The organism is Micromonospora sp. CNZ322 (assembly GCF_007827755.1).
Window position 1 is genome coordinate 131,495 of sequence record NZ_VITD01000005.1, and the last position, 26,120, is coordinate 157,614.

Below are 26,120 nucleotides of genomic sequence, written 5' to 3' on the forward strand. Positions count from 1 at the left end.
TCCCGCTGGAAACGCAATCGTTTCGTCGGTTGGGTGCGAGGCAACTCACGAAAGCCTGCACGATCAGCCAACCGCGAACTAGGGTCAGTACGACATCGTTTCGCGGGGGGGTCGGGATGCTGGGTGGTCAGCAGGTGGGCGCGGGTGCCGGGGTGCCGGCAGCCCGGGCTCCGCGCTGCACCGACAGCGACCTGTTCACCGTCGTCATCGACACCCTGCGCGAGGTCGGCTTCGACCGGATGACGATCGACGCCGTCGCCGCTCGCGCCCACGTCAGCAAGGCCACCATCTACCGACGTTGGGACGGCAAGGCCGAGCTGGTCGTCGCCGCCCTGCGCGACCGGCAGGTGGGTGTGCACAACCCGCCGGACACCGGCTCCCTCCGCGGCGACCTGATCGAGTTGCTGCGGGCCACGGCCGCGATCTGCACGGCCGACTGCGACCTCATGCAGGCGTTGACCTTCGCCATGCGGACCAACCCCGAGCTGGAACGGCTGGTGCGTCACCAGGTGCTGCCGGCCGGGCGGGTGGCCAGCACCGCCATCCTGGTCCGGGCCGCCGCCCGCGGGGAGATCCCGCCGGAGGCCGGCGAGCGGGAGCTGTTCCATGATCTGGCGCCCGCGCTCACCATGTCCCGCATCGTCGCGCACGGCCTACCCGCCGATGACGCGTTCCTCACCCAGGTCGTCGACCAGGTGCTGATTCCGGTACTCCGCTATCAGCACGACCGTCCGTCGCCGGCCTGATTCACCGAATATTCGCAACACGGAAGGCTTCACCATGCCCGGAACCACCTCGACCGCGCCCGGCGCGCCCAACGCCGGGGCGTCGACAGGCGCACCGCACCCGCGGCGCTGGATCGCGCTGGCGGTCATCGCGATCTCACAGCTGATGGTCGTCCTGGACGCCACGATCGTGAACATCGCGCTGCCGCAGGCCCAGGCCGACCTGGGGATCACCGACGCGAACCGGCAGTGGGTGATCACCGCCTACACGCTGGCCTTCGGTGGTCTGCTGCTGCTCGGCGGTCGCATCGCCGACTACTGGGGGCGCAAGCGCACCTTCCTGGTCGGCATGACCGGTTTCGCGCTCGCCTCCGCCCTGGGCGGTCTGGCCACCACCGGTGAGATGCTCTTCGCCGCCCGCGCGTTGCAGGGCGCCTTCGGGGCGCTGCTCGCCCCGGCCGCGCTGGCGCTGCTCACCGTCCTGTTCACCGAGGCCACCGAGCGGGCCAAGGCCTTCGCGGTGTACGGCGCGATCGCCGGCGGTGGGTCGGCGGTCGGCCTGCTGCTCGGCGGGGTGCTCACCGAGTACGCCGACTGGCGCTGGTGCCTGCTGGTCAACATCCCGGTCGCCGCCATTGCCATCGCCTTCGCGCTGCCGCTGGTGCCGGAGAGCCGGGCCCACGGCAACACCCGCTACGACGTGCCCGGTGCGATCGTGGTGACCGCCGGCCTGGTCTCCCTGGTCTACGGCTTCACCAAGGCGGCCGAGGACGGCTGGGACGCCACCGCGACGCTCGGTTTCATCGCCGCGGGCGTGGTGCTGCTCGCCGTCTTCGTGGTGATCGAGCTGCGCTCCAGCCACCCGCTGCTGCCGCTGCGGATCCTGCTGGACCGCAACCGGGGCGGGGCGTTCCTCACCTCGACGCTGATCGGCGCCGGCCTGTTCGGGGCGTTCCTCTTCCTGACCTTCTACTTCCAGGTGGTGTTGCAGTACAAGCCCCTCGAAGCCGGTCTCGCGTCCCTGCCGGTCACCGCCGGTGTGCTGATCGCCGCGGGTGGCGCCAGCCAACTGATGCCTCGGCTGGGTGCCAAGCCGCTGATGGTCGCCGGTTCGGCGCTCGCCGCCCTGGGCATGCTGGTGCTCACCCAGATCGACGTGGACACCTCGTTCCTCACCCACCTGCTGCCCGCGCAGGTCGTCCTGGGCCTGGGGCTGGGCTTCACCTTCGTCCCGCTGTCCAGCCTCGCCCTGGTCGGGGTGCCGGAGCACGACGCCGGCGCGGCCAGCGCGACGCTCAACGCCACCCAGCAGATCGGTGGCTCGCTCGGCACCGCGCTGCTGAACACCTTCTACACCAGCGCGGTCGCCGCCTATCTGGTCGGACGGGCGCCGAACCCGGTCAACCAGGTCGAGGCGCTGGTGCACGGCTACCGGGTGGCCTTCGCCTGGGGCGCGGCGCTGATCGTGCTCGCCGGACTGGCCACCCTGGTCCTGGTGAAGGTCCGCAAGGAGGACATCCCGACCGGCAACACCGTGCACATGGGTTGAGCCTGACCACCGTGGCCGCCGTCCGGAGCGCCCCTACCCCGGGGCGGGCCGGCCGGCGGCCACGTCCGGTAGCGTCCCGATCATCGTCGAAAATCTCGTTTGAGGAGATCCATGTCGACCCCTGCTGACCAGATCATCACAGCTCTGCGCGCGGGCCACGAGGAGCTCGCCGCGCTCGTACGGGACCTCAAGGAGGACGACCTGCTCCGGCCGTCGGGGGCCAGCGAGTGGCAGGTCTCCCAGGTGCTGAGCCACCTGGGCAGCGGCGCCGAGATCAACCTGGCGACGTTGGACGCCGCCCGTTCCGGCGCGCCCGGCCCGGACGGGGACTTCAACCGGGGCGTGTGGGCACGCTGGGACGCGATGTCCCCGGCCGAGCACGCCGCCGGGTTCCTCGCCACCAACGAACGGCTGGTCGAGGCGTACGAGGCGCTGGACGCCGAGACCCGGGCCTCGATGCGGATCGACCTCGGCTTCCTGCCGGAGCCCGTCGACGTGGCCACCGCGGCCCGGTTCCGGCTCAGCGAGTTCGCCCTGCACCAGTGGGACGCCGAGGTGGCGTTCAACAGGTTCGCGGCGGTGACGCCGGGTGCGGTGGCGCTGCTGCTCGACCAGATCGGCGGCATGCTGGCCTGGACCAGCCGACCCCAGGAGCTGGCCGGCCGGGAGGCCACAGTGCTGGTCCGGCTGCACGCGCCCGAGCGGACGTTCGGGCTGCGGCTGGGCGAGAAGGTCGAGATCGTCGACGCGCCGGAGCGCCCCGACGGGGAGCTGGTGGCCCCGGCCGAGGCGTGGCTGCGGCTGGCCACCGGACGGCTGGGCCCCCAGCACACCCCCGACGGGGTGCAGGTGACCGGCTCGGTGACCCTCGACGACCTGCGCCGAGTCTTCGTCGGCTTCTGACCAGCGGCCGTGCGGGCCGGTCTCCCCGGCCCGCACGGCAGTCAGCCCTTCACGCAGACCACCTGCTTGAGGTGCGCGACCACCTCGACGAGGTCCTCCTGCTGGGCCATCACCTCGGTGATGTCCTTGTACGCTCCGGGGATCTCGTCGACCACCCCGGCGTCCTTGCGGCACTCCACCCCGGCGGTCTGCGCGGCCAGGTCCTCCGTGCTGAACGTCCGCTTGGCCTGCGCCCGAGACATCCGACGCCCCGCCCCGTGCGACGCCGAGCAGTACGCGTCAGTGTTTCCCCGCCCCCGCACGATGTACGACCCGGTGCCCATCGACCCGGGGATGATGCCCAGGTCACCCCGGCCGGCCCGGATGGCGCCCTTGCGGGTCACCAGCACGTCCACCCCGTCGTAGCTCTCCTCGGAGACGTAGTTGTGGTGGCAGCTGATCGGCTCGTCGTAGCCGACCTGCGGGAAGTGCTCGCGCACCACACCGCAGAGCAGGGCCAGCATGACCGCCCGGTTGCGTCGCGCGTACTCCTGCGCCCACCAGAGATCCCGCCGGTACGCGTCCATCTCCGGCGTCCCGGCGAGGAACACGGCCAGGTCCCGGTCCGGAAGGTCAGCGTTGTGCGGCAGCCCCCGGGCCACCCCGATGTGCCGCTCGGCCAGCTCCTTGCCGATGTTGCGGGACCCGGAGTGCAGCATCAGCCAGACCCGCCCCTCGTCGGCGCCGCCCTGCTCCAGGCAGACCTCGATGAAGTGGTTGCCCCCGCCGAGGGTGCCGATCTGCCGCTGCGCCCGCGTCTCCAGCTGCGCCACCCGCCGGTCCAGGCGGGCGAACCGGCCCCAGAAGTCGTCCCAGCCGGCCTGCTCCAGGCCCCGGATCCGACGCGTGTCGACCGAGTCCTTGCGCTGGGCGAAGCCGACCGGGATGGTGGCCTCGATCGCGGAGCGCAGCCCGGCCAGGTCGTCCGGCAGGTCGGCGGCGGTCAGCGAGGTACGGACCGCCGACATCCCGCAGCCGATGTCGACGCCGACCGCGGCCGGCGAGACGGCCTGCCGCATCGCGATCACCGAGCCGACCGTGGCGCCCTTGCCGAAGTGCACGTCGGGCATCACGGCGACACCCTGCACCCAGGGCAGCGCGCCGATGTTGCGCAGCTGCTTGGCGGCCTGCGGCTCGATGGCGTACGGGTCGGTCCAGACCCGGACCGGTGCCCGGGTACCGGCGAGAGGGGTGAATCCCATGGTGGACTCCTTCAGTCGTGCCGTGACCGGTAATGATCAGATTTTGGTCGCCAGTGGCGGTGCGCGGATACGAAAGGGCCGCCCGATCCCGGTGGGATGGGCGGCCGGCGGACGCGTCAGCGTCGGCGTCAGTCGCGCCACCCCGGCTCGTTGCGCCGCGATGGGCAATAGGCACGGGTATTGGCGGTGAGCTGCAAAGGGGTGTTGGTAGGGAGCAGGCACCAGCGGGCGTCGGTGCGGACGCGTCGCGACATGGCGTACTCCCTCCGGGTTGCTCGGTTGACCGTGCACCGACGACAGTAGGAGGGCTGCGGCGCGTCCGCAATGGATATCGCCGCTACCGGCCGCCGACCCGGCGCGCGACCGCCAGCAGATACTCCTTGCGATCCAGCGGATTGTTGTCCCAGCGGGTCCGCACGGGGGCGGGGCCACGCACCGGCCGGTAGCAGTCGAACTCGGTCTCCAGCACGCCCTCCCCCCGGGTCAGCGCAGGCAGGCGACGCTCCAGCGCGTGCACCAGACCGGCCGGGATTTCACCCTGCACCAGGTAGGACGCGCCCTGCCCGGTGGTGTCGGTCGGCACCGCGTCCAGCCGGGTGAGCGCGGGCAGCAGCGTGCCGAGGACGTCACCCGGCACCTCCAGCCGGAAGCGGTGTACCGGCTGGTGGACCCGGGTGCCGGCACGGGCGAGTGCGGCCATCAGCACCAACGGGGTGAGATTGCGGAAGTCCCCCGCCGTGCTGGACATGCTCTTGTCGAAGGTGCCGTGGGAATGGCTCTGCCGCGCCCAGTAACTGGCGTGGGTCATCGTCACCTCGCAGTCGGGGACCTCCCACCCGTGAAGGCCCTGGCGCAGGGTTCGGCGCACGGTCTCCTCCACGGCGGTGAAGAAGGCGGGTGGCATCGAACCCAGCTCGACGCCGAGTCGAAAGGTCACGCCGGCACCGGTCGGCGTCGGCGCGATCCGCAGCCCGACGGTGGCCAGGAACGGGTTGGGCGCCACCGCGATCACCTCGACCGCCTCACCGACGCCGCACACCCGCTCCACGTGCACCGTGCTGGTCTCCCGGAACGTCACCCCCACGCCGAAATCGTCGGCAAGGGTGGCCTGGATGACCTCCTTCTGCACCTCGCCGTAGAGCGACACGGTGATCTCGTGCCGCCGGTCGTCCTGCCGCAGGTTGATGAGCGGGTCCTGCTCAGCGAGCTGGATCAGCGAGGCGTGCAGCGCGACCCGGTCGGCGGGGCGCGTCGGCACCACCACGGTCTCCAGGGTGGGTGGCGCGAAGTGGCGATCAGTGCCGGCACGTCTGGGTGGTACGCCCACCGGGTCGCCGATCCGAGCGTGCTTGAGGCCCCACAACCGGGCGATGTGGCCGGCTTCGACCGCCGACGCCACCACGTCGGCCCCATGGGCGACGACTCGTACGGCAGTGACCAGCTCAGCGTCGACCGCGCCGACGCCGACCCGGTCGCGAATCCGGATCGTGCCGGCGAAGAGCCGGACCAGGGAGATCTTCTCTCCGGCTGGACCCCGTTCGATGGCGAACACGGTGCCGGAGACCGGGGCGTCGGCGTCACCCTGGACGGTGGGCAACAGCTCGGTGATCCCGGCGATCAGCGCGTCCACCCCGGCACCTGTGATCGCCGAGCCGGCGTACACGGGCTGCACCAGCGCGCGGCCGGTCCGCGTCGCCAACGTAGCGCGTAGCCGTGAGTACGGCAGCGAGGACGTGTCCGCCACCCAGTCGGCGAGCAGCACGTCGTCCTGGCCGGTGAGCAGGTCGAGCAGCCGGTCGGTGAAGGCGAGGTCGGTGGGGCCGTACGTCGTGCAGTGGGCGCCGCGGGTCCCCGGCATCGCCACCGCGCCCATCGCCACGACGGTCGGCGTGAGCTTCTCCGCGACCGCCTGGAAGACCCGCTCGGGGTCCGCCCCGGCCCGGTCGACCTTGTTGATGAAGATCAGCGTCGGGATGCGCAGCCGGCGCAGAGTCCGCATCAGCACCCGGGTCTGCGGCTGCACCCCCTCCACCGCGGAGACCACCAGCACCGCGCCGTCGAGCACACCGAGCACCCGCTCGACCTCGGCGATGAAGTCCGGGTGACCGGGCGTGTCGATCAGGTTGACGGTCACGTCGTCCAGCACGAAGGAGACGACAGCCGAGCGGATGGTGATCCCGCGTTGCCGTTCCAGTGCCAGGGTGTCGGTCTGGGTGCTACCCGCGTCGACCCGGCCGAGCTGGTCGGTCACACCAACGTCGTGCAACAGCCGCTCGGTCAGGCTCGTCTTACCGGCATCGACGTGAGCCAGGATGCCGAGGTTCAGGGTTTTCACGCAGCGTCAGGTCCTTCAGGTAGGCGACAGATCCCTTCTGGTCGGACATCGACGCAGCGCGCATTGTTGCTCCCTGGAGGTTGGTGGCGGTTTCGGGTAGTTCAGCAGGCCGTCGTCGGGTCGGGCAACCGAATAACCGGCGCTCCCACACCCCGTCGGTGGTCGCTGGCAGACTTACCGGGATGGTGGAGACCTCGGTGCGGCTGCTGCGGTTGCTGACTCTCCTGCAGGTGCGCCGGGAGTGGTCCGGCGCGGAGCTGGCCGAACGGCTCGCGGTCACCACCCGCACGGTACGCACGGATGTGGAGCGGCTGCGGGTGCTGGGCTACCAGATCGAGTCACACCCGGGGGTCGCCGGCGGCTACCGGCTCGGTGCCGGGTCGGCGCTGCCACCGCTGCTGCTCGACGACGACGAGGCCGTGGCGGTGGCCGTCGGGCTGCGGGCCGCGGCTGGCGGCTCGGTGACCGGCATCGAGGAGACCTCACTGCGGGCGCTGGCCAAGCTGGAGCAGTCGCTGCCGTCACGGCTGCGGCACCGGGTGGACGCCCTGCGCTCGGCGACGGTCTCCGCCGCCGGCGGTGGCCCGACAGTGGACGCCGACACGCTCACCGCCGTCTCCACGGCCGCGCACCGCCGGGAGCGGCTGCGGTTCGACTACGCCGGCCATGACGGCGCGGTCAGCGTGCGCGACGTCGAGCCGTACCGTCTGGTCTACACCGGGCGGCGGTGGTACCTGCTGGGGTGGGACACCGACCGGGCCGACTGGCGGACGTTCCGCGCCGACCGGATCCAACCCCGGGTGCCGACCGGCCCACGCTTCGCCCCGCGGGAGCCGCCAGGTGGCGACGCGGTCGCGCACGTGCTGCGCGGCGTCGGCTCCGCGGCCTGGCCACACCCCGCCCGGGTACGCCTGCACGCCTCGGCCGAGACCATGGCGCAGCGGATCCCCACCACGGCGGGCCTGCTGGAGGCGATCGACGAGCGGGCCTGCCTCCTGCACACGGGCGGCGAGTCGCTGGGCAATCTCGCCGCCTTCCTCGGCACCCTGGCTGTCGATTTCGACGTGCTCGACCCACCGGAGCTGCGCGCCGTCATCCGGGACGTCGCCGCCCGGTTCGCTCGCGCCGCTCAGGTGTCGTAGAGGCCGTCCCAGGGCGGATCGAAGCCCAGTTCGTCCGGAACGAACTCGGCGTGGTCCTCGCCGTCGTAGTCCGCTGAACCGTCGACCAGCCCGAAGACGTGCCCGTCGACCTCGACGTGGAACAGCCCGATCGAGATGTCGCCGAAGACCCGGCCGGGCAGCGCGTCGAGCCATTCGACGAGGCGAGCCTCGGCCCGATCGACCGAGGCTTCCTCGTCTTCGCTGGTGCCGGCGAACCAGATGTCCGAGTCGGTGTGCACGCCGTCGGCGTCGAACCGGTGCAGCACCGCGTACCAGCGCTTGTGGCGATACCAGTCGTCTTCGGCTCCGGCACCATCCTCCAGCGTGGCGGTGACGGAGCCGAAGAACTGACCCTTGTCGTACCGGCCGATGTTGCGAGTGTGGTAGTCGGGCTCGTACGCGATCGGCACGCGGTCGGGAATCGCCATGGCGGGAGGCTACCGGGACGGATCTAGGACTGCGGCACCAGCCGGAAGGACTGCGCCGCGGTGCCGTTGCAGGTGTACTGGACGAGCTGGACGCTGTCCGCCGTGGACGCTCCCGGCACGTCGAGACACTTTCCGCTGGATCGGTTGACCAGGCGGTAGTAGCCGCCGCCCTCGGGCTCGGCCCGCCACTGCTGGTTGTTTCCGCCGCTGTAGGACCAGAGCTGAATCGGCGCCGAGTCGGCGGTCGACCGGTTCGTCACGTCGAGCACCTGGGCGCTGTTGTTGCGGTTGTTGACCCGCAGGTACCCGCCGCTGGTCGGCGCGAACTGGTACTGCTGCGCGGTGCTGCTGTTGCACGCGTACTGCTGGATGGCGGTGCCGTTCGCGCTGGCCGCGGCCCGGGCGTCCACGCACTTGCCGTTGCCCCGGTTGACCACTGTGTGCCAGGCGGTCGGCGAGATGCCGTCGGACGGCGGGGGCGTGGTCGGTGGGACGGTGCCGACGCCCGCCAGCCAGTGCAGCCCGTCGATCAGCAGCTGGTTCTGTTGCGCGCTGTCGAAGGTGGAGGACAGCCCGGTGTTGGTGCTGTAGTTCATCGCGTTGTGGCCGAAGTTGGCATAGAGCATCTTGTACTGCCGGTTGCTCCAGACCAGCGGGTAGTAGCCGCCGTACCAGGACTGGTTGGGGTCCGTGCCGACCGGGAAGCTGGACGGGTCGACCGAGGCGAGGATGTCGATGTTGGGGTTCTGCCGCAGGTCGTTGCTCCAGGAGTACCACTCGCTGATCGACGACGGGAACGTCGCCGGGAGGTTCCGGGTGGCGGCGTGGGTGCGGTTGTCGGCGCGCATCGTGACCCGGGTGGGTCCCCAGGTGTTCGTCTGGAACGAGCCGGTGCCGAGGAAGGTGTTGTAGTACCAGCTCCAGCTCGACGGGTTGTCGGTCCACGCACTGACGTGGAAGCCCAGCCACGCCCCGCCGTTCTGCATGTACTGCTGGAACGCGGCCCGCTGCGCGGTGGGCGGCGCGTCGTCCAGGAACATGACGACCTTGTACTGGGCCAGGTTGGCGGTGTTCAGCAGGCCCCAGTTGTTGGTGGCCTCCCAGGAGAAACCGTGCTGGGCGGCGGCCTGCGGGAACCAGGCCCGGGCGTCCTTGACGAAGTCGATGTGCGCGGCGTCCCAGGTGCCGTTGTAGAAGGCCAGGACCTTGAATGTCGGCGCGGCCTGCGCACTGCGCGAGGCGTTGACCGCGAGACCGGCGGTCAACGCGACGACCAGGGCGACGAATGCCGACAGGATCCGTCTGGTACGGGAGGAGAGTTCTGCGATCACCTGATCGTCCCTTCGGTCGGGACGCGCGCCGCCGCGTCGATGTGCATCTGTTCACAAGGTTTACAGATAGATGAGAGGTTATGCGTTCCGGTTGGGCGGCGTCAATCGTGGGGCGGCGGATCGGGTGGGATTCCTACGGCAACGGGTACCCCGGCCGGATGACCAGCCCGGACGCCGTCGACGTCGACCAGCCGCTCGCCGTGGACGTACCCGCCGCGCCGCACGACGCCAGCGGCGAACGGGTGCCGACCCGCGACCTGGCCGGCCTCGCGCCGCCGGCCCGGCCGGCGCGCCGCTGGACCCCGAGCAGGGTGGTGGCCACCCCCGCCGCGCTCGACCACCCGCACGGCCAACGGATCGTCGAGCGGGTGCGGGCGCTCGGCATCGAGGTGGAACACCTGCGCGCCAACCGGCTCACCGGGGTACGCGGGCAGACCGACCGGGAGACCTACGCCCGGGCCAAGTCGACAATGGCGATCGTGGTGAGCCCACCCTCGCGGCGCGTCCTGCAACCCATCGCACCCAGCGCGGACTGGCGGGTCGACCTGGCCGAGGGCTGCCCTGCGCACTGCCAGTACTGCTACCTCGCCGGATCCCTGTCCGGCCCACCGGTGACCCGGGTGTACGCGGACCTCGACGACATCCTCGCCGGGCTGGCCGCGTACGCCGGGCGCGGCACGGTGACCAGCCGCAACGCGCGACGCGCCGACGAGGGCACCACCTTCGAGGCGTCCTGTTACACCGACCCGCTCGCCCTGGAGCACCTGACCGGCAGTTGGCGGCGCGCGGTGCAGCACTTCGCCGACTGGGACGCCCCCGTGCAACTGCGCTGGACCACCAAGTACGCCGACGTGGACACCTTCGTGGGGCTGCCGCACGCCGGCCGGACCCGGGTCCGCTTCAGCGTCAACTGCGCCCCGGTAAGCGTTCGGTTCGAGGGTGGCACCGCCCGGGTGCCGGACCGGCTGGCCGCGCTGCGCCGGCTCGCCCTCGACGGCTACCCGGTCGGGCTGACCATCGCGCCGATCATCGCGCTGCCGGACTGGCGGGAGCGCTACGGCGAACTGCTCGACCAGGTCCGCTCGGCGGTCGACGGGGTGCCGGACCTCGACCTGACCGCCGAGCTGATCACCCACCGGTTCACGCCGGGCAGCAAGGAGGTGCTGCTCGGCTGGTACCCGCGCACCCGGCTGGAGATGGACGAGGAGTCCCGCACCCGCAAGCACGGCAAGTTCGGCGCGGTGAAGTACGTCTACCCGCGTGAGCAGATGGCCGAGCTGCGCGACTGGTTCACCGCCGAACTCACCGCCCGCGTGCCCGCCTGCCGAATCCTCTACTGGACCTGACGCGTCCCTTTCGCGGGCTAGACGCCGACGGTGCCGTCGACGCCCTCACGGAGAAGATCGGCGTGGCCGTTGTGCCGGGCGTACTCGTGAATCAGGTGCAGCATCACCAGCCGCAGTGACACGGTCTCTCCGGAGCGGGCGTTGAGGCCGGTCACGTCGAGCGACGCGGCCGCCCGCTCGATCCGGCGGGCATGCGCGACCTCACGCTCCCAGGCGTCGAACGCCTCTGCCCGGGTGGCCGAGGTGGCGTCGTACGCCTGCTGGAAGTCACCGGTCTCCGACCAGACCAACCCGATGTCCTCGCCGTCGATGACCCGCCGGAACCAGGCGCGCTCCACCTCGGCCAGGTGTCGCACCAGGCCGAGCAGGGACAGCGCGGAGGGCGGCATCGACTGCCGGCGCAGGTCCTCGTCGGACAAACCCGCGCACTTGAGGGCCAGCGTGGCGCGGTGAAAGTCGAGGAACGCGCGCAGCGTCTCCCGCTCGTCGCCGGTAACCGGGGGGCCGATCCGTTCAGTGGTCATTGAAACGATCATGCCGGATGGCACGGGCGGCCGCGGTGCCGGGACACGGTTCAGGGCCGCGGGGCTGGACCTGACGGTCAGCCGACCGACGAGCGGGCGACGGGCGCGGCGAAGAAGGTGTCCGGGTACGGCTCGTCGCGCAGGCTGTAGTGCCACCACTCGCGGTCGTAGTTGACGAACCCGGCGTCGGTCATCAGACGCTGCAACAACCGACGGTTGTCCCGCGCCGTCCAAGTGATGCGGGGGTCGGCGGTGTGCGCCCGCGAGTCGAAACAGTCGAAGCCCGTACCCATGTCGATGCTGTTGTCCGGGAAGCGTTGCCCGAGCGGCGCGGTGCAGGCGACCAGCGGTTGCCCGACCCGGTACGGAGGTTGGCTGGCGGCGGGCTCGTCGACCAGTGTCAGGTCCACTGTGCTGCCGCGGCTGTGCGCGGTGGGCGCGCCGATGTAACCGTCGGCGAAGAGCCGGTTCTTGGCCAGGTCCGGGTAGAATTCGGCCTTGGTCTGCTGCTCATCGGGGTGCTTCGACCAGGCGACGAAGTCGTCCACCGACGGCTGCGGGCGGTAGCAGTCGTACACCTTGAGGCTGTGCCCACCGGCCAGCGCGGCGTCCTGTACGCGGCGCAACGCCTCGGCCGCCTGCCGGGTGAGCAGGCACAGCGGCTCGCGGTAGCCGGTGATCGGTCGGCCGACGAAGTTGTGCGGGGTGGCGTACCGGATGTCGGCGTGGATGCGCGGGTCGAGGTCGGTCAGCACCACGAACCCCGGCAGTGGGGCTGCCACGGAGGTGGACGGGGTCGGCGCGGGTGTGGGGCTCGCCGACGTCGGCTGCGGCGTGGCCGGCGCGGGGCGGGGCTCCGGCCGCGAGCAGCCGCCGAGCAGCGCGGCGAGCGCGAGCACGACGGCCAGGCGGTAGCGCACGAGTCCTGTCTATCAGCCCGGTTGGGGTAACCATCCCAGGATCCATGTGGTCCGCAGACCGAAAGTAACCGGAAAAACTCCGGAACTTTTCCGCAACTCAAGCGAACCTTCGAACGACCTGGCATGTCGTCAACCCCCATCGGTGAGGCAAGATGGCGCGTGGAACGGGCACGCCGTTTCGGGACACACGGTGGGCGACGCCTGACGGTCGTTCCTCCGGCTCGGTGAAGGAGACGCGGGTGGGCGCGGACGACGGACGCAGGGTGACCATCACCGCGATCGCACGGGAGGCCGGGGTGTCGGTGCCGACCGTGTCACGGGTGCTCAACGGGCGCTCCGATGTGGCCCCGGACACCCGGGAGCGGGTCGAGGAGTTGTTGCGCCACCACGGCTACCGGCGTCGCACCAGCCGCAGCGTTCGCCGTGCCGGTCTCGTCGACCTGGTCTTCAACGACCTGGACAGCCCGTGGGCCGTGGAGATCATCCGGGGTGTGGAGGATGTCGGGCACGGCGCGGGCGTCGGCACTGTGGTCTCCGCGATCCACCGGCAGCCCACCGCGGCCCGGCAGTGGTTGCAGAACCTGCGCACCCGGGCCACCGACGGCGTCATCTTCGTGACCTCGCACCTGAGCCCGCCGCTGCACGCGCAGCTGCGTCGCCTCAACGTGCCGGTGGTGGTCGTGGACCCGGCCGGGGTGCCGGCCATGGACGTGCCGACGATCGGCGCCACCAACTGGGCCGGCGGGCTCGCCGCGACCGAACACCTGCTCGCGATCGGGCACCGGCGCATCGGTTTCGTGGCCGGGCCGACGCACCTGCTGTGCAGCCGGGCCCGGCTCGACGGTTATCGGGCCGGGCTGGAGGCCGCCGGGGTGCCGGTGGACGATGCGTTGATCTACCCGGGCGACTTCTACCACGCCTCCGGGTTCTCTGGCGGGACGGCTCTGCTCGACCTCGCCGACCCGCCGACCGGCATCTTCGCCTCCAGCGACCAGATGGCCTTCGGCGTCTACGAGGCCATCCGGCGCCGGGGGCTCCGCGTGCCGGACGACGTGAGCGTGGTGGGGTTCGACGACCTGCCGGAAGCCCGCTGGGCCTCACCGCCACTGACCACCGTGCGCCAACCGTTGGTCGAGATGGGACGGTTGGCCGCCCGGACCGTGCTGCGCCTGGCCCAGGGCGAGGGCATCGACTCGCCCCGGGTGGAACTCGCCACCGAATTGGTCGTTCGGGACAGCACCGCCGCCCCGCTGACCGGGTCGCCCGCCTCGGCGTGACGGCCGGAACTGCGTCGGAAACCGGTTGGACCGGTTCCGGTCCGTTCCCGAAAATTCCGACGAGGCCGGGCCCGACCGAGAGTCACCGACGGTGGGCGCGGTGAGCGACCGACTGTCACCCACCGCGCCGCACGGTCAGTGGTGGTGGTGCCAGCGGACGGCCTTGCGGATGGTCACCGGCAGCGCGGGCGCGCCGTCGACCGGTGCCGGGTCCTCGGCGGTCGGGGCCACTCCCCCGGCGGCGATCCGGTCCAGCGTGGCCAGGCCGGCCCCGTCGACCTCGCCGAAGATCGTGTAGTTGGGGCGCAGCGCGGAGTTGGCGTAGACCAGGAAGAACTGGCTGCCGTTGGTGTCCGGCCCGGCGTTGGCCATGGCCAGCACACCCCGGGCGTACACCCGGCGCTCCCCGGTCGGGTCGGTGGGCGCGGGCGGCAGGTCGGTCGGCAACTCGTCGCGGTACCGGTAGCCCGGGCCGCCCTCACCGGTGCCGGACGGGTCACCGCACTGCAGCACGCTCAGCGTCGGGTAGGCGGTGAGCCGGTGGCACGGGGTGCGGTCGTAGAACCGCTTGTTCACCAGGTGCAGGAAGCTCTGCACAGTGCACGGCGCGGCGGCCCGGTCCACTGTCAGCCCGATCGGCCCGTGGTTGGTCGCCACTGTCACTCGGACGCTGCCCCGGGCCGGGGTGCGCCGCGGGTCGGGCGGCAGCGGCACCGGCCGGGCCGCTGGTTCGTCCGGGGTCTCGGTGTACGCGCACGGACCGTGGGTGGTGCGCGGTGGTCGGGTGGCGGCGTCGGCAGCGGCGGGCGGCGCGGCGGAGACGCGCACCGTGTCGGCCGACGGGCCCGGGGCGGCGAGCGCGGTGGCGGACGAGCCGACCACCAGCGCCCCGGCGAGCGCTGTCACCCCCGCGAGGCGGGTCAGGGCGCGCACCGGCCGGCGGGGTGCCGCCACTGCGGGGCGCGGTTCGAGTTCACTCGACACAGGGATCCTCCTGGACTGGTGGTGCCAGAAAGACCGGAGTCTATGGAGGGTAGCGCCCGATGTCGATCCGTCAGGGCATCCGGCGGCGACGCCGCCACAGCAGGCCGCCCAACAACGCCACCACCGTTGCGCCGCTCACCGCGGTCACCGACCAGAGCCACTCCGAGCCGGTACGCGCAGGCCCGCTGGCCGCCGCCGGTCGGGGCGCGCCGGGTGCCGCCAGCACGGACGGCGCCGCCGACGGGGCGGCGGTCAGCTCGCCGGGCTCGACCAGTCGACCCACGGCGGCGTCCCGGGGCAGCGTGAAGCCCCAGTCCAGGAGGGCCGCGCCCTGCTGCCAGCCGCGCGCCGGTGCCGATTCGGCGCCCAGCAGGGTCACCACCAACCGCCGTCCGCCGCGTTCCGCCGCCCCCACGTAGGTGTGCCGGGCCAGGTCGGTGAAGCCGGTCTTGCCGCCGAGCGCCCCCGGATACCGGTAGATGAGCTGGTTCTCGTTCTGGATCTCGAAGCCCTTGGTGCGTTGCGCCGGCTGCGCCGGAATCGACGTCTGCTCGGTCAGCGCGTACCGGCGGAAGGTCGGCTCGGCGAAGCAGGCCCGGGCGATCAGCGCCAGGTCGTACGCGCTGGTGAACTGCCCCTTGCCGTCCAGCCCGGACGCGGTGACCGCGTGCGTCTGGAGCGCGCCGAGGTGATGCGCCTGCTCGTTCATGGCGCGCACGCCCGCGGCGCTGTCCGTCCCGCTGCCGAGTCGGGCCAGCGCGTTGGCGGCCTCGTTGCCGGAGTTGAGCAGCAACCCGAGCCAGATGGTCTCGATGGTGTACCGGCCGCCCGCGACCAGGCCCACGGCCGAGGAGCCGGGTTCGATGTTCATGTCCGCGTCGGTGACGGTGACCGTCTGCTTCGGGTCGAGCTTGGGCAGCATCGTGGCGGCAAGCAGGAGCTTCTGCACGCTCGCCGGTGTGCCGTACTCGTGGGGGCCGCACCCGCCGAGCACCTGGCCGGTGTCCAGGTCGGCGACCAGCCACGACGTGGCGGTGACCCTCGGCGGCGCGGCGACGCCGGCCGGCATGACCAGGCCGGCCGTGTCCAGCGCCGCGCCGCCGACCATCCGTTGTTCGGGGACAGCGGGTGGGGGCGACGGCCGGGGTGGGCGGGACGCCGCCGGCACCGGGACCCGGGGGCAGCGCACCGTCGGCGCGGCGGACGCTCCCGCCGCACCGACCGGCACCGGAGCGAGCAGGACGGCGCACGTCGTGGCCGCCAGCAGCGCAGCTCTCATGTGCCCGACCCTAGTCAGGAGGATCGCCCCGCGGGACGGGATGCCGGTCAACCCGCGTCGCCGCGACCGCGCAGGTAGTCGTGCAGCGCGGCGCTGCCCCGCAGCCGGCGCAGGCTGCGGGTGTGCAGCTCCTGCTCGCGGCGGGCCAGCTCAGCGCGGACCCGCTGGGCGCTGCCGGTGGTCCGCAGCTCGCCCAGCACCGCGGCGATGATCTCAAAGGGGTACGCGCCCCGGCGCAGCAACGCGATGACCTGCGCCGCGCGTAGCTCCGCCTCGTCGTACACCCGGTAGTTGGTGCCCGGGGTGCGGCCCGGCCGCAGCAGCTCGCGCTCCTCCCACAGCCTCAGCTGCGAGGTCCGGACCCCGACCAGGGCGGCGACCTCTCCGATGCGGGCGCCGTGGCGAGGCGCGGGTCGGGCCGCCGGTGGGCTGGCCAGCACGGTCTCGAAGGCGCCGAGCACCCGGCGGATCTCGGCGCGTTCCCGGTCCAGCTCGGCATGGCCGCCGTCGAGCGCCGCCAGGGCCGCCGGCAGGTCACCCGTGTGCACCGCCGCCATGATCTCCCGGGTACGGCTCCAGCCGTGCCCCTCGGCCAACCGCCGCGCCACGGTCAGCGCCCGGGCGTGCTCGCTGGTGAAGATGCGGTAGCCGCTGGCGGTGCGGCGCACCGGGGGCAGCACCCCCAACTCGACGTAGTTGCGCACCTGCTGCACCGAGATCCCGACGGTGGCCGCCAGGTCCACGGCGCGCAGCCGATCCTTCGAGGCGACGTCCACGCGAGTCACCGTACCGCTTACGACGTGATTTGAGACTTTCCCGGACGTGCTGCTGAGCCCTGCGCTGGGATCTCGGCGAAACTCTCTACATGGGGATGAATGAGACAATGGAACCCGCCAGTGCTCGGCGGGGCGAGGTCCCGCCACGATTCCGTGAAGGGTTCGTATGTCGCAGCCAGCATGGTCCGCCGCCGACAGCCACGACATGATCGAGGTACGCGGGGCGCGGGAGAACAATCTCGCCGACGTCTCGGTCGACATCCCCAAACGCCGGCTGACCGTCTTCACCGGTGTCTCCGGGTCGGGCAAGTCGTCGCTGGTCTTCGGCACCATCGCCGCCGAGTCCCAGCGCATGATCAACGAGACCTACAGCGCGTTCCTCCAGTCGTTCATGCCGAACCTCAACCGTCCGGACGTCGACTCGCTGCGCAACCTCAGCGCGGCCATCGTCGTCGACCAGGAACGGATGGGGGTCAACTCCCGCTCCACCGTCGGCACCGCCACCGACGCGTACGCCATGCTGCGGATCCTCTTCAGCCGGCTCGGCCAGCCGTCCGTCGGCGGCGCCGGGGCGTTCAGCTTCAACCTGCCCGAAGGCATGTGCCCCACCTGCGAAGGGCTGGGCGAGGTCTCTGACCTCGACGTCAACGAGCTGGTCGACGTCGAGCGCTCCCTCAACGACGGCGCGATCACCGTGCCCAACTTCGCTGTCGACTCCTGGTACTGGCAGACCATCGTCGGCTCCGGCCTGTTCGACCCGGACGTCAAACTCCAGGACTTCACCCCGCAACAGTGGGAGGACTTCCTGCACAAACCGGCCACCAAGATCAAGGTGGGCAGCAACAACTGGACGTACGAGGGTCTGGCCGTCAAGGTCAAGCGGCTCCTCCTGTCCAAGGACCGCGAGTCGCTGCAACCGCACATCCGCGCCTTCGTCGACCGGGCGGTCACCTTCACCAGCTGCGGCGACTGCGGCGGCACCCGACTCAACGCGGCGGCGCTGTCGTCACGGATCGCCGGGCTCAACATCGCCGACTGCTCGGCCATGCAGATCAGCGACCTGGCCGCGTTCGTCCGCACCGTCGACGACCCGGGGGCCGCGCCGCTCGTCGCCAACCTTCGCGACCTGCTGGACTCCCTGGTCGAGATCGGTCTGGGCTACCTCAGCCTGGACCGTGAGTCGGCGACCCTCTCCGGCGGCGAGGCGCAACGGGTGAAAATGGTCCGCCACCTCGGCTCCAGCCTCTCCGACGTCACGTACGTCTTCGACGAACCCACCGTCGGCCTGCACCCGCACGACATCGCCCGGATGAACGACCTGCTGCTGCGGCTGCGCGACAAGGGCAACACCGTGCTGGTGGTGGAACACAAACCGGAGACCATCGCCATCGCCGACCACGTGGTCGACCTCGGACCAGGCGCCGGCACCGACGGTGGTCGGATCTGCTTCACCGGCGACATCCCCGGCCTGCGCCGCTCCGACACCCTCACCGGGCGGCACCTCGACCACCGGGTGACAGTGCGCGAGGCGGTACGCCAACCCACCGGGCAACTCGCCATCCGCCAGGCCGACCTGCACAACCTGCACGACGTGGACGTGGACATCCCGCTCGGGGTCCTCACCGTGGTCACCGGCGTGGCCGGCTCCGGCAAGAGTTCACTGATCCACGGGTCGCTGCGCGGCCGGTCCGGGGTCGTCATCGTCGACCAGTCCCCGATCCGTGGCTCACGACGCAGCAACCCGGCCACCTACAGCGGGCTGCTCGACCCGATCCGCACCGCCTTCGCCAAGGCCAACGGGGTCAAGGCCGCGCTGTTCAGCGCCAACTCCGAGGGCGCCTGCCCGACCTGCAAGGGAATCGGCCTCATCTACACCGACCTGGCCATGATGGCCGGCGTGGCGAGCGTCTGCGAACGGTGCGAGGGGCGGCGCTTCACCGACGAGGTGCTCACGTACACGCTGCGCGGCAAGAACATCCACGAGGTGCTGACCATGTCGGTCACCGAGGCGTACGCGTTCTTCCCCAGCGGGGCGGCGCACCTCATCCTCGGCCGGTTGGTCGACGTCGGGCTGGGCTACCTCAGCCTCGGCCAGCCACTGACCACCCTGTCCGGCGGGGAGCGGCAACGACTCAAACTCGCCATCCACCTGGCCGAGAAGACCACCACGTACGTCCTGGACGAGCCGACCACGGGCCTGCACCTGGCCGACGTGGACCAACTGTTGGCCCTGCTCGACCGGATGGTCGACGCCGGAAACACGGTGATCGTCATCGAGCACCACCAGGCGGTCATGGCACACGCCGACTGGCTCATCGACCTCGGCCCCGGTGCCGGTCACGACGGTGGCCGCATCGTCTTCACCGGCACACCGGCCGAGCTGGTCGCCACCGGCGACACCCTCACCGCCAAGCACCTCCGGGAGTACGTCAACGACCCGGCGGTGATCGGCCAGGGCTGACACCGCTGCCCCGCTACCTGCCGGAGCACAGCGGCGAGGTGCCGGCACGAGCGGCTGTGGTCCGGCGTTTCCAACGGCGGCGGCCGGCTGACGCGGCGTCACGGGTGGCCCGCACGAGCACCGGCGGTCCGGCCGGCGGCGCTCCGGCGGCGGTGTCAGGTGACGCGGCGCAGCCAGCGCCGCTGCCAGGGGGTCTCCACCGCCTTCGGGTGGTAGCCGGCCCGCACCCACGGCACCGCCCTCTCGACCGGCAGACCGTCGAGGATCGCCAGCGCGGCCAGGGCCGTTCCCGTACGACCCACCCCACCCCGACAGGCCACCTCGACACGTTCACCGTCGTGGGCCCGTCGCAGCGCCTCCCGTAGGACGTCGAGGGCTTCGGCACGGTCGAGCGGCACCCAGAAATCGGGCCACCGGATCCGCCGGTGCGGCCAGGCCGGCTCCGGACCAGGTGCCAGCAGCACGGCGAAGTCGGCGGGCGAGGTCGCGGCAGCGACGCGGCGTCCGCGGACCGTCGCCCCACTGGGGAGTACGAGTACGCCCGACTGCTCGGACCACGGCTGTGCGTCAGTCACCCGGACATTGTGCCGCGACGCTCTGACGGATGAGCACAGACAGCGCCGCCCCCGGCCGGTGGGCCGGGGGCGGCGCTGGTGTCGGTGTGCAGGTCGCCTCTCGGCGAGTGGCACGACGCGGCTCCAGCCGAACGGTATTCCGCGAAGGCGATATTAGGTGAGGCCCGGGGACACTGAGTCACACCGACACTGTCCACAACCAGCCCGCACCCCGCGTTGTTCCCGCACCTGCCGGGCCGTCCCGCCGCCGTCCCCTCGCTGGCTGCACGTCGGTCGCCTCGCGACCACGACACCCACCATCGCGGCGCGCTTCGGCCGCAACCCACGAGATCAGCGACCAGGTGCTTGTCCCACGGAAACGGCACCCGGCGCCGCGGCGTCCGCTCCCGGCCGGCGTCGCGACGTCCGCGACCAGCGACCAGCGACCAGGTGCCTGCCGGACGGAAACGGAAGTGCCGCTGGCCGGCACCCCGGGTTGGGGGTGCCGGCCAGCGGTCGGTGTCGTGCTGTGTTGCTTAGTGCGCTGGTTCTGCGATGTGGCGCGGGTCAGCTGTTCCAGTGCTGGGCGACCAGGTCGGTGGCCTGCTGCTCCCACTGGGCGTAGGCGTCCGGGTACGCCGACACCTGCACCGTCTGCGCGGCGTCGGTCAGCGCCATGTCCTGCCACCCGTCAACCTGCTTCAAACCCTTGAGGAACGCGGTCGTCGAGTACTCCGGGTCGGTGATCTGCTCCGGCGTACCCCAACCCGAACTCGGGCGCTGCTGGAACAGGCCCAGCGAGTCGTGGTCGTTCATGTCGCCCAGGTGACCCAGATTCTCCAGCTTCGACTCCTGCAGGCTCGTCGCGATCGAGATCACCGCGGCCCGCTCCGGCAGACCGGCCTTCTTCGTCGCGGCGATGATCGCCTTCACGTTCGCGGTCTGCTCATCGTTCAGGCTGATCCGGGACTGCTCGCCCTGCGGCTTCGGCGCCGCCGACTGCACAGCAACCGCAACCGGCTTGGCATCCACGGCCGGGGTGGCGGCGTGGGCGGCGATCGGGCCGGCGAACACACCACCGGCGAACGCAAGACCAGCAACAGACAGCATGCTCTTACGGAAGATCGTGTTCATGGGGGTAGCTCCTTCGGGGGTAGAACACCCGCACCGCCAAAGGGGGCGGCGGTGATGGGTGTGAGCACCTCGTCCGGCGCTGCACTAACAAGGGGGGAAAGTCTGGGGGTGACGCCCTGTCGGGCGCCGGGCGGCAACCTGCGAGCGGGGGCTCGTGGCGCCGGGTCCATGTGTAACGACCGGGGGGCCGGGGTCATTCCGGGGTGGCCCATCCATCGGCACCCTCATCGTGGCGGTGCCTGCGGTCGTTCGCTGGGGACTGTAACGACCGGGGGACCGAGGTCATTCCGGGGTTGGCCCACCCGTCGGCACCCTCATCAAGGCGGTGCCTGCGGTCGTTCGTGGGGACTGCAACGACCGGGTGGAGGCTGGCATTCCAACCTGCGCGACCAGCCCTCAGGGGTCGGGCGGCGGGTCGGTGGTACTGCGATCGTCAGGGTATGTAACGACCCCGACCCCGCCATGATTCCAGCCCACGGGTGCGCCCAGTCACCACCCACAAACCCCCACCAACGGACAAAGCACCCACATGACACCGGGCCCAAGGCGTCGAATCGCCTCTCGCCCGCGTGATCCACTCGGGTTCACGGAAGTCGGGGCATCCCGGACGCCCGGACCACCCCGACTTCATGAAACCCGAGTCGATCATGCTGGGCCCGGCCCGGCCCGCGTGTCCGGCCTCCGATCCCCGCACCCCGGCCTGGCCCGCCGTGTCCGGCCTCCGATCCCCGCGTCCCGGGCCCGGGACGCCCGTGCACGGACTCTCCGATCCCCCATGCCGGGCTCGGCCCGTATGCCCGCCTACGAGCCCTCGGCGGGTCAGGTGCCCAGGTAGCGCAGGATTGCGAGGATTCGTCGGCTGTAGCCCGTTGTGTGCGCGAGGTCGAGTTTGTCGAAGATGGCGTTGACATGCTTCTCGACCGCGCTCTGCGATACATGCAGCCGCTGGGCGATGGCGAGATTCGTGTGCCCCTGGGCCATCTCGTGCAACACGTCCCGTTCCCGGGGCGTGAGCCGACCGAACGGGTCGGGCCGGTCCGAGCCGGCCACCACCTGACGGACCACCTCCGGGTCGAGGGCGGTGCCTCCGGCGGCGACCCGGTCGAGTGCGTCGAGGAAGTCGTCCACCTGGGCGACTCGGTCCTTGAGGAGGTAGCCGACTCCCTCGGGACGGTCCGCGAGCAGCCGCCCGGCGTAACGCCGCTCCACGTACTGGGAGAGCACGAGGACGCCGGTGTCGGGCCACCGACGACGGATCTCCAGGGCGGCCCGTAGCCCGTCATCGGTGTGGTTGGGTGGCATCCGGACGTCGGTGACGACCACGTCGGGACGGGATTGTTCGACCGCCTCGACAAGCTGGTCGGCGGTCCCGACCGCCGCGAGCACCTCGTGGTCCTCGTCGGCGAGCAGCCGCGTCAGGCCCTCCCGGAGCAGTGTCGAGTCTTCGGCGAGGACTAGTCGCACGGCAGCTGCGCCAGTACTGTCGTCGGACCGCCGGCCGGGCTGGTCACCAGCAGCCGGCCGTCCAGCGCGGCGACCCGTCGCGCGAGCCCGGACAACCCGCGTCCGGTCGGGTCCGCCCCGCCGACGCCGTCGTCATGTACGCGCATCCGGATCCACCCATCCCGTACTCCGATATCGACCGTGACCAGGGTAGCGGCGGCGTGTTTCGCGGCGTTGGTGAGCGCCTCGCAGGCCACGAAATACAGCACCGTCTCGACCTGCCGCTCGGGGCGGACCGGCAGCTCGCAGCGGATCCGCACCGGCACCTCGGATCCGCGGGCGACGATGGCCAGGACCTCGCCCAGATCGCTGTCGTCCAGCGCTGACGGGTAGACCCGCCACGCCACCTCGCGCAACTCTTCGATGGCCCGCTGCACATCCTCGTGGGCCTGGGCGAGCAGTGCGTGTGTGCGATCGGCGTCGTGGGCGCGCCGGGCCCGGCCGAGCAGCATGCCGAGGGCGACCAGCCGCTGTTGAAGGCCGTCATGCAGATCGCGTTCGATGCGCTGCCGTTCGGCGTCGACAGCGGCGATGACCCCGGCCCGACTGGTGGTCAGCTCATGGACGCGCCGCGTCAGCTCGGCCCGACTTCCCGGCCCGAGCAGTCGTCGCGCCAGCCGGATGTCCAGCGCGGCGATGCTGGCAACGGCCTGAACGTTGAGCAGTAACAGCACCGCCCCGACGGCGATCTGGGACAGGGCGTCGAGGAGGGTCAGCTCTCCGCGCACCGCCGCGCGCAGCACGATCCCGGCCAGCACCACGCCAACGCCGAGCACGGCGTACGCCAGCAGGCCGAGCGTGCCGGGTAACAGTCGGGCGGCCAGGTAGCCGAGCTGCCGCCGGGTCGCCACGGTGTTCGGCCCGGGCAGATCCTCCGCGGCGAGCAGCCCGGCGAGGCGGCGATGTTCCATCCGCACCAGCCGCTCCCCGTACCGGTCGGTCAGGCCAGCAACGCGACGGCCGGCCGCAGGCGCTACCGCGCGCACGCTGGATGCGACGGTCGCGACGGCGAGGAAGACGAACTCGACGGCGGCCGTCACGATTCCGACGGCGACGCCGAGCGGCAGCCGGAGCCGAAGCCACCACCTGCCGGTTCGCCGCTCCCCCACCATCTCGCCCGCCTTCCGCACCGAGTCTGCTTCCTTTTGCTCTGCGTCATCTGACCCGCCCGCAGGCGACCCCGGGTGGCGCATGAGGGGGCAGCAGAGCAAAGGAAACCAGAAGAGGGCTGGCTAGCGTTCGTCCGAGGCCCACGATCCGCTTCGGTAGAGGGTGCCGCGACCGCCCGGGTCGGGCATCCCGTTCAGTGCGCTCTGCTCGGGTTCGGTCGGCTCGGGGTTGCGGGCGGCGCGGCGGGCCTTCAGCACGCGGGACCCGACGAACCAGGCGGCCGCCGCCACGCAGACCACGATCACCACTTTCTGTAGCGTGCCGACGTAGCCCTCGACGAGGTGCCAGTTGTCGCCCAGCAGGTAGCCGGCGAGCACGAAGGTGGTGTTCCAGATCAGGCTGCCCAGCGTGGTGTAGAGCAGGAACGTGGTCACCGGCATCCGCTCCACGCCGGCCGGAATGGAGATCAGGCTGCGGAAGATCGGAATCATCCGGCCGAAGAAGACCGCCTTCACACCGTGCCGCAGGAACCACGCCTCGGTCCGGTCCACGTCGCTGAGCTTGACCAGCGGAAGCCGGGAGACGATGGCGCGCATCCGGTCGCGCCCCAGGGCCGCGCCGATCAGGTAGAGCGCGAGCGCGCCCACCACCGAACCCAGCGTGGTCCAGAAGATCGCACCGACCAGACTCATCCGTCCCTGCGCGGCGACGAACCCGGCCAGCGGCAGGATCACCTCACTGGGGATCGGCGGGAAGAGGTTCTCCAACGCCACTGCCAGACCGGCACCCGGCCCGCCGAGTCGTTCCACCAGGTCAGTGACGTAGCCGACGATCCCGTCCTGTGGTGGTTCCGCTGCGGCGGCGGGGGTTCCGGTGGCGAACACGGCGTGGGACGTTCGAATCATGCGCCCACGTTACGAAGTCATCCTGAGAGTCGACCATGGGGCCGACCGCCCGACCGCGCGGGTCGACCACACCGGTGGGGGTGCGGAAAGCCGCACCCCGCTGCGGCTCGCGGTGGTCCAGCCGCCGTGCGTACCCCTGGATGTCGCGGCAAACGCGCGGGCGCACGCCGCCGCGGTCCGCGCGGCGCGCGCCCGGTTGGTGGTCTTTCCGGAGCTGTCGCTGACCGGGTACGAGTTGGAAGCGCCGGTCGTGTCGGTCGACGACCCGCGGTTGGCGCCGCTGGTCGAGGCGTGCGCCGAGGCGGGTGCGCTGGCCCTGGCCGGTGCGCCGGTCACCGGCGACCACATAGCGATGCTGGCGGTGACCGGTGGCGGTGCGACGGTGGCGTACCGGAAGATGTGGCTGGGGGACGCGGAGGCCCGCCGGTTCCGGCCGGGCGATGCCCCGGTCGTGCTCGATGTGGACGGTTGGCGGGTGGGGCTGGCGATCTGCAAGGACACCGGCGTGGCCGCGCACGCGGACCGGACGGCCGCGCTCGGGATCGACGTGTACGCGGCGGGCGTCCTGGAGTCGGCCCGCGACGCCGCCGTGATAGACCAGCGGGTGCACCGGATCACCACCGCGCACCGGGTCTGGGTGGCGGTGGCGAGCTTCGCCGGGTCGACCGGCGGTGGTTACACCGAGGCGGCGGGGTGGTCGGGCGTCTGGACGCCGGACGGCGTGGAGTACGCCCGCGCGGGCACCGACCCGGGCGAGTCGGTCAGTGCCAGCCTCACGTCGCCCGACCGGGGCGGCGGCGGGCGCGGTTAGGGTGACGGAATGATCTCCGGACGAGTCGTGCAGCTGCGGCGGTACCCGGTGAAGTCACTGCTCGGAGAGCGGACCTCGGCCGCCGACATCGGCGAGACCGGCGTCGCGGGTGACCGCGTGCTGGCGCTGCTGGATCGGGCCAGTGGACGGGTGGCCAGCGCCAAGCAACCCCATCGCTGGCGCGACCTGCTCACGCTACGAGCGACCGGCGGGGTGACCGATCCGGTACGGATCACAGTGCCCCACGGCAGACACCTGTCGGTCGAGGACCCCGACATCGACACGGCGCTCAGCGCTGCGGTCGGCCGCCCGGTGACCCTCATCGACGCCGTACCGCCCGGCGCCACCCTGCTGCGCTCGCATCCGGAGGCGGTGCTCGCCGCCGGCCTCACCGACGAGGTCCCGGCCGACGAGAGCCGGCTCGGGTCGGTGCTGCCCGGCACCTTCTTCGACTTCGCTCCGATCCACCTGGTCACCACCGCGACCCTGGACCGGATCGCCGGGCAGCTGCCGCCCGGGGCGGGGACGGTGCAACGCTACCGGCCCAACCTGGTGCTCGACACGGGCACGGATGCCTTCGCCGAGAACGGCTGGGTCGGCCGGGAACTGCGCGTCGGCCCGGATCTGGTGCTTGCCGTGCTCGCCCCGACGCCGCGCTGCGCGGTGCCCACGCTCGCACACGGCCCGCTGCCCCGCGAGACCGAGGCGCTGCGGGTGCCCGCCCGGCTCAACCGGATCGAACCCCTACCAGGAATGGGTCCCCAGCCGTGTGTCGGCGCGTACGCCACCGTGGTCCGGTCCGGGCGGGTGGCGGACGGCGACCAGGTTACGGTCGACCCATGAGTGTTTGCGCGGCGGCGA

23 protein-coding genes are annotated in these 26,120 nt (G+C 71.5%); 9 read left to right on the plus strand and 14 right to left on the minus strand.

Annotated features, from left to right (window positions below):
* The first annotated feature begins 116 nt into the window (after positions 1-116).
* From FB453_RS14565 to FB453_RS14575, 3 genes are all read left to right on the plus strand, one after another.
* Positions 117-746 carry a TetR/AcrR family transcriptional regulator gene (locus FB453_RS14565; RefSeq protein WP_112587786.1) on the plus strand — a complete coding sequence of 210 codons (630 nt, stop codon included), beginning with the start codon at positions 117-119 and terminating at the stop codon, positions 744-746.
* 34 nt (positions 747-780) lie between these two features.
* A complete protein-coding gene (locus FB453_RS14570) occupies positions 781-2,274 on the plus strand; it encodes an MFS transporter (RefSeq protein WP_112587788.1) in 1,494 nt (497 codons plus the stop codon).
* A gap of 111 nt (positions 2,275-2,385) precedes the next feature.
* Positions 2,386-3,177, plus strand: a complete 792-nt coding sequence (locus tag FB453_RS14575) for a maleylpyruvate isomerase N-terminal domain-containing protein (protein WP_145790612.1) — start codon at positions 2,386-2,388, stop codon at positions 3,175-3,177.
* A 41-nt stretch (positions 3,178-3,218) separates the two neighbouring features.
* Here FB453_RS14575 and FB453_RS14580 read toward each other — a convergent pair whose 3' ends face one another.
* Both FB453_RS14580 and FB453_RS14585 read right to left on the minus strand, forming a co-directional pair.
* Positions 3,219-4,418, minus strand: coding sequence for an RtcB family protein (locus tag FB453_RS14580; RefSeq protein WP_145790614.1), 1,200 nt, complete (start codon positions 4,416-4,418; stop codon positions 3,219-3,221).
* 337 nt (positions 4,419-4,755) lie between these two features.
* On the minus strand, positions 4,756-6,753 hold the full coding sequence (locus FB453_RS14585; RefSeq protein WP_145790616.1) for an elongation factor G: 1,998 nt from the start codon (positions 6,751-6,753) through the stop codon (positions 4,756-4,758).
* 182 nt (positions 6,754-6,935) lie between these two features.
* On the opposite strand from FB453_RS14585, the gene FB453_RS14590 reads away from it, so the two are divergent.
* Entirely contained in the window at positions 6,936-7,895 is a 960-nt protein-coding gene (locus FB453_RS14590; RefSeq protein WP_145790618.1) for a helix-turn-helix transcriptional regulator, read from the plus strand.
* Here FB453_RS14590 and FB453_RS14595 read toward each other — a convergent pair.
* Positions 7,883-8,344, minus strand: coding sequence for a hypothetical protein (locus FB453_RS14595; RefSeq protein ID WP_112587798.1), 462 nt, complete (start codon positions 8,342-8,344; stop codon positions 7,883-7,885). The two genes, FB453_RS14590 and FB453_RS14595, sit on opposite strands and share 13 nt — an antisense overlap.
* A gap of 23 nt (positions 8,345-8,367) precedes the next feature.
* Complete coding sequence (locus FB453_RS14600; protein ID WP_258397781.1) at positions 8,368-9,675, minus strand: RICIN domain-containing protein; 1,308 nt, start codon at positions 9,673-9,675, stop codon at positions 8,368-8,370.
* A 158-nt stretch (positions 9,676-9,833) separates the two neighbouring features.
* Between FB453_RS14600 and FB453_RS14605 the strand changes: the two genes are divergently transcribed.
* Positions 9,834-11,021, plus strand: coding sequence for a spore photoproduct lyase family protein (locus FB453_RS14605; RefSeq protein ID WP_186718278.1), 1,188 nt, complete (start codon positions 9,834-9,836; stop codon positions 11,019-11,021).
* 17 nt (positions 11,022-11,038) lie between these two features.
* On the opposite strand, the gene FB453_RS14610 is transcribed toward FB453_RS14605, so the two are convergent.
* Positions 11,039-11,545: a DinB family protein gene (locus tag FB453_RS14610; protein ID WP_112587800.1), complete on the minus strand. Its 507-nt coding sequence runs from the start codon at positions 11,543-11,545 to the stop codon at positions 11,039-11,041.
* 77 nt (positions 11,546-11,622) lie between these two features.
* Positions 11,623-12,465 (minus strand): M15 family metallopeptidase, encoded by an 843-nt coding sequence (locus FB453_RS14615; protein WP_486480267.1) that lies wholly within the window; start codon positions 12,463-12,465, stop codon positions 11,623-11,625.
* Positions 12,466-12,704: 239 nt separating this feature from the next.
* On the opposite strand from FB453_RS14615, the gene FB453_RS14620 reads away from it, so the two are divergent.
* Positions 12,705-13,742: a LacI family DNA-binding transcriptional regulator gene (locus FB453_RS14620; RefSeq protein WP_112587802.1), complete on the plus strand. Its 1,038-nt coding sequence runs from the start codon at positions 12,705-12,707 to the stop codon at positions 13,740-13,742.
* 135 nt (positions 13,743-13,877) lie between these two features.
* On the opposite strand, the gene FB453_RS14625 is transcribed toward FB453_RS14620, so the two are convergent.
* From FB453_RS14625 to FB453_RS14635, 3 genes are all read right to left on the minus strand, one after another.
* Positions 13,878-14,726, minus strand: a complete 849-nt coding sequence (locus FB453_RS14625) for a peptidylprolyl isomerase (RefSeq protein ID WP_486480268.1) — start codon at positions 14,724-14,726, stop codon at positions 13,878-13,880.
* Between the two features lie 70 nt (positions 14,727-14,796).
* Complete coding sequence (locus tag FB453_RS14630) at positions 14,797-16,005, minus strand: D-alanyl-D-alanine carboxypeptidase family protein (RefSeq protein ID WP_145790620.1); 1,209 nt, start codon at positions 16,003-16,005, stop codon at positions 14,797-14,799.
* Between the two features lie 47 nt (positions 16,006-16,052).
* Complete coding sequence (locus tag FB453_RS14635; protein ID WP_222431351.1) at positions 16,053-16,781, minus strand: MerR family transcriptional regulator; 729 nt, start codon at positions 16,779-16,781, stop codon at positions 16,053-16,055.
* A 166-nt stretch (positions 16,782-16,947) separates the two neighbouring features.
* Between FB453_RS14635 and FB453_RS14640 the strand changes: the two genes are divergently transcribed.
* On the plus strand, positions 16,948-19,242 hold the full coding sequence (locus FB453_RS14640) for an excinuclease ABC subunit UvrA (protein ID WP_145790625.1): 2,295 nt from the start codon (positions 16,948-16,950) through the stop codon (positions 19,240-19,242).
* A gap of 155 nt (positions 19,243-19,397) precedes the next feature.
* Here FB453_RS14640 and FB453_RS14645 read toward each other — a convergent pair whose 3' ends face one another.
* From FB453_RS14645 to FB453_RS14665, 5 genes are all read right to left on the minus strand, one after another.
* On the minus strand, positions 19,398-19,817 hold the full coding sequence (locus tag FB453_RS14645; RefSeq protein WP_091406692.1) for a protein-tyrosine phosphatase family protein: 420 nt from the start codon (positions 19,815-19,817) through the stop codon (positions 19,398-19,400).
* A 546-nt stretch (positions 19,818-20,363) separates the two neighbouring features.
* Positions 20,364-20,930, minus strand: coding sequence for a hypothetical protein (locus tag FB453_RS14650; protein ID WP_145790627.1), 567 nt, complete (start codon positions 20,928-20,930; stop codon positions 20,364-20,366).
* Between the two features lie 819 nt (positions 20,931-21,749).
* Positions 21,750-22,394, minus strand: a complete 645-nt coding sequence (locus FB453_RS14655) for a response regulator (protein ID WP_112602516.1) — start codon at positions 22,392-22,394, stop codon at positions 21,750-21,752.
* On the minus strand, positions 22,385-23,563 hold the full coding sequence (locus tag FB453_RS14660; RefSeq protein ID WP_486480269.1) for a sensor histidine kinase: 1,179 nt from the start codon (positions 23,561-23,563) through the stop codon (positions 22,385-22,387). Before FB453_RS14660 ends, FB453_RS14655 begins: the two co-directional genes overlap by 10 nt.
* Before the next feature lie 102 nt (positions 23,564-23,665).
* Positions 23,666-24,448 carry a DedA family protein gene (locus FB453_RS14665; RefSeq protein ID WP_091406700.1) on the minus strand — a complete coding sequence of 261 codons (783 nt, stop codon included), beginning with the start codon at positions 24,446-24,448 and terminating at the stop codon, positions 23,666-23,668.
* Here FB453_RS14665 and FB453_RS14670 point away from each other — a divergent pair.
* Together FB453_RS14670 and FB453_RS14675 are read left to right on the plus strand one after the other, a co-directional pair.
* Entirely contained in the window at positions 24,447-25,259 is an 813-nt protein-coding gene (locus FB453_RS14670; protein WP_145790629.1) for a nitrilase-related carbon-nitrogen hydrolase, read from the plus strand. The genes FB453_RS14665 and FB453_RS14670 overlap by 2 nt on opposite strands.
* A 9-nt stretch (positions 25,260-25,268) precedes the next feature.
* Positions 25,269-26,102, plus strand: coding sequence for an MOSC domain-containing protein (locus FB453_RS14675; RefSeq protein WP_145790631.1), 834 nt, complete (start codon positions 25,269-25,271; stop codon positions 26,100-26,102).
* The last annotated feature ends 18 nt before the right edge of the window (positions 26,103-26,120 follow it).

Excerpts from the sequence above, each read along its gene's own strand:
- FB453_RS14565 (WP_112587786.1), top strand. The coding sequence starts at position 117 with ATGCTGGGTGGTCAGCAGGTGGGCGCGGGTGCCGGGGTGCCGGCAGCC.
- FB453_RS14570 (WP_112587788.1), top strand. The coding sequence starts at position 781 with ATGCCCGGAACCACCTCGACCGCGCCCGGCGCGCCCAACGCCGGGGCG.
- FB453_RS14575 (WP_145790612.1), top strand. The coding sequence starts at position 2,386 with ATGTCGACCCCTGCTGACCAGATCATCACAGCTCTGCGCGCGGGCCAC.
- FB453_RS14580 (WP_145790614.1), bottom strand. The coding sequence starts at position 4,418 with ATGGGATTCACCCCTCTCGCCGGTACCCGGGCACCGGTCCGGGTCTGG.
- FB453_RS14590 (WP_145790618.1), top strand. The coding sequence starts at position 6,936 with ATGGTGGAGACCTCGGTGCGGCTGCTGCGGTTGCTGACTCTCCTGCAG.
- FB453_RS14595 (WP_112587798.1), bottom strand. The coding sequence starts at position 8,344 with ATGGCGATTCCCGACCGCGTGCCGATCGCGTACGAGCCCGACTACCAC.
- FB453_RS14605 (WP_186718278.1), top strand. The coding sequence starts at position 9,834 with ATGACCAGCCCGGACGCCGTCGACGTCGACCAGCCGCTCGCCGTGGAC.
- FB453_RS14610 (WP_112587800.1), bottom strand. The coding sequence starts at position 11,545 with ATGACCACTGAACGGATCGGCCCCCCGGTTACCGGCGACGAGCGGGAG.
- FB453_RS14630 (WP_145790620.1), bottom strand. The coding sequence starts at position 16,005 with ATGAGAGCTGCGCTGCTGGCGGCCACGACGTGCGCCGTCCTGCTCGCT.
- FB453_RS14640 (WP_145790625.1), top strand. The coding sequence starts at position 16,948 with ATGTCGCAGCCAGCATGGTCCGCCGCCGACAGCCACGACATGATCGAG.
- FB453_RS14650 (WP_145790627.1), bottom strand. The coding sequence starts at position 20,930 with ATGAACACGATCTTCCGTAAGAGCATGCTGTCTGTTGCTGGTCTTGCG.
- FB453_RS14670 (WP_145790629.1), top strand. The coding sequence starts at position 24,447 with ATGCGCCCACGTTACGAAGTCATCCTGAGAGTCGACCATGGGGCCGAC.
- FB453_RS14665 (WP_091406700.1), bottom strand. The coding sequence starts at position 24,448 with ATGATTCGAACGTCCCACGCCGTGTTCGCCACCGGAACCCCCGCCGCC.
- FB453_RS14675 (WP_145790631.1), top strand. The coding sequence starts at position 25,269 with ATGATCTCCGGACGAGTCGTGCAGCTGCGGCGGTACCCGGTGAAGTCA.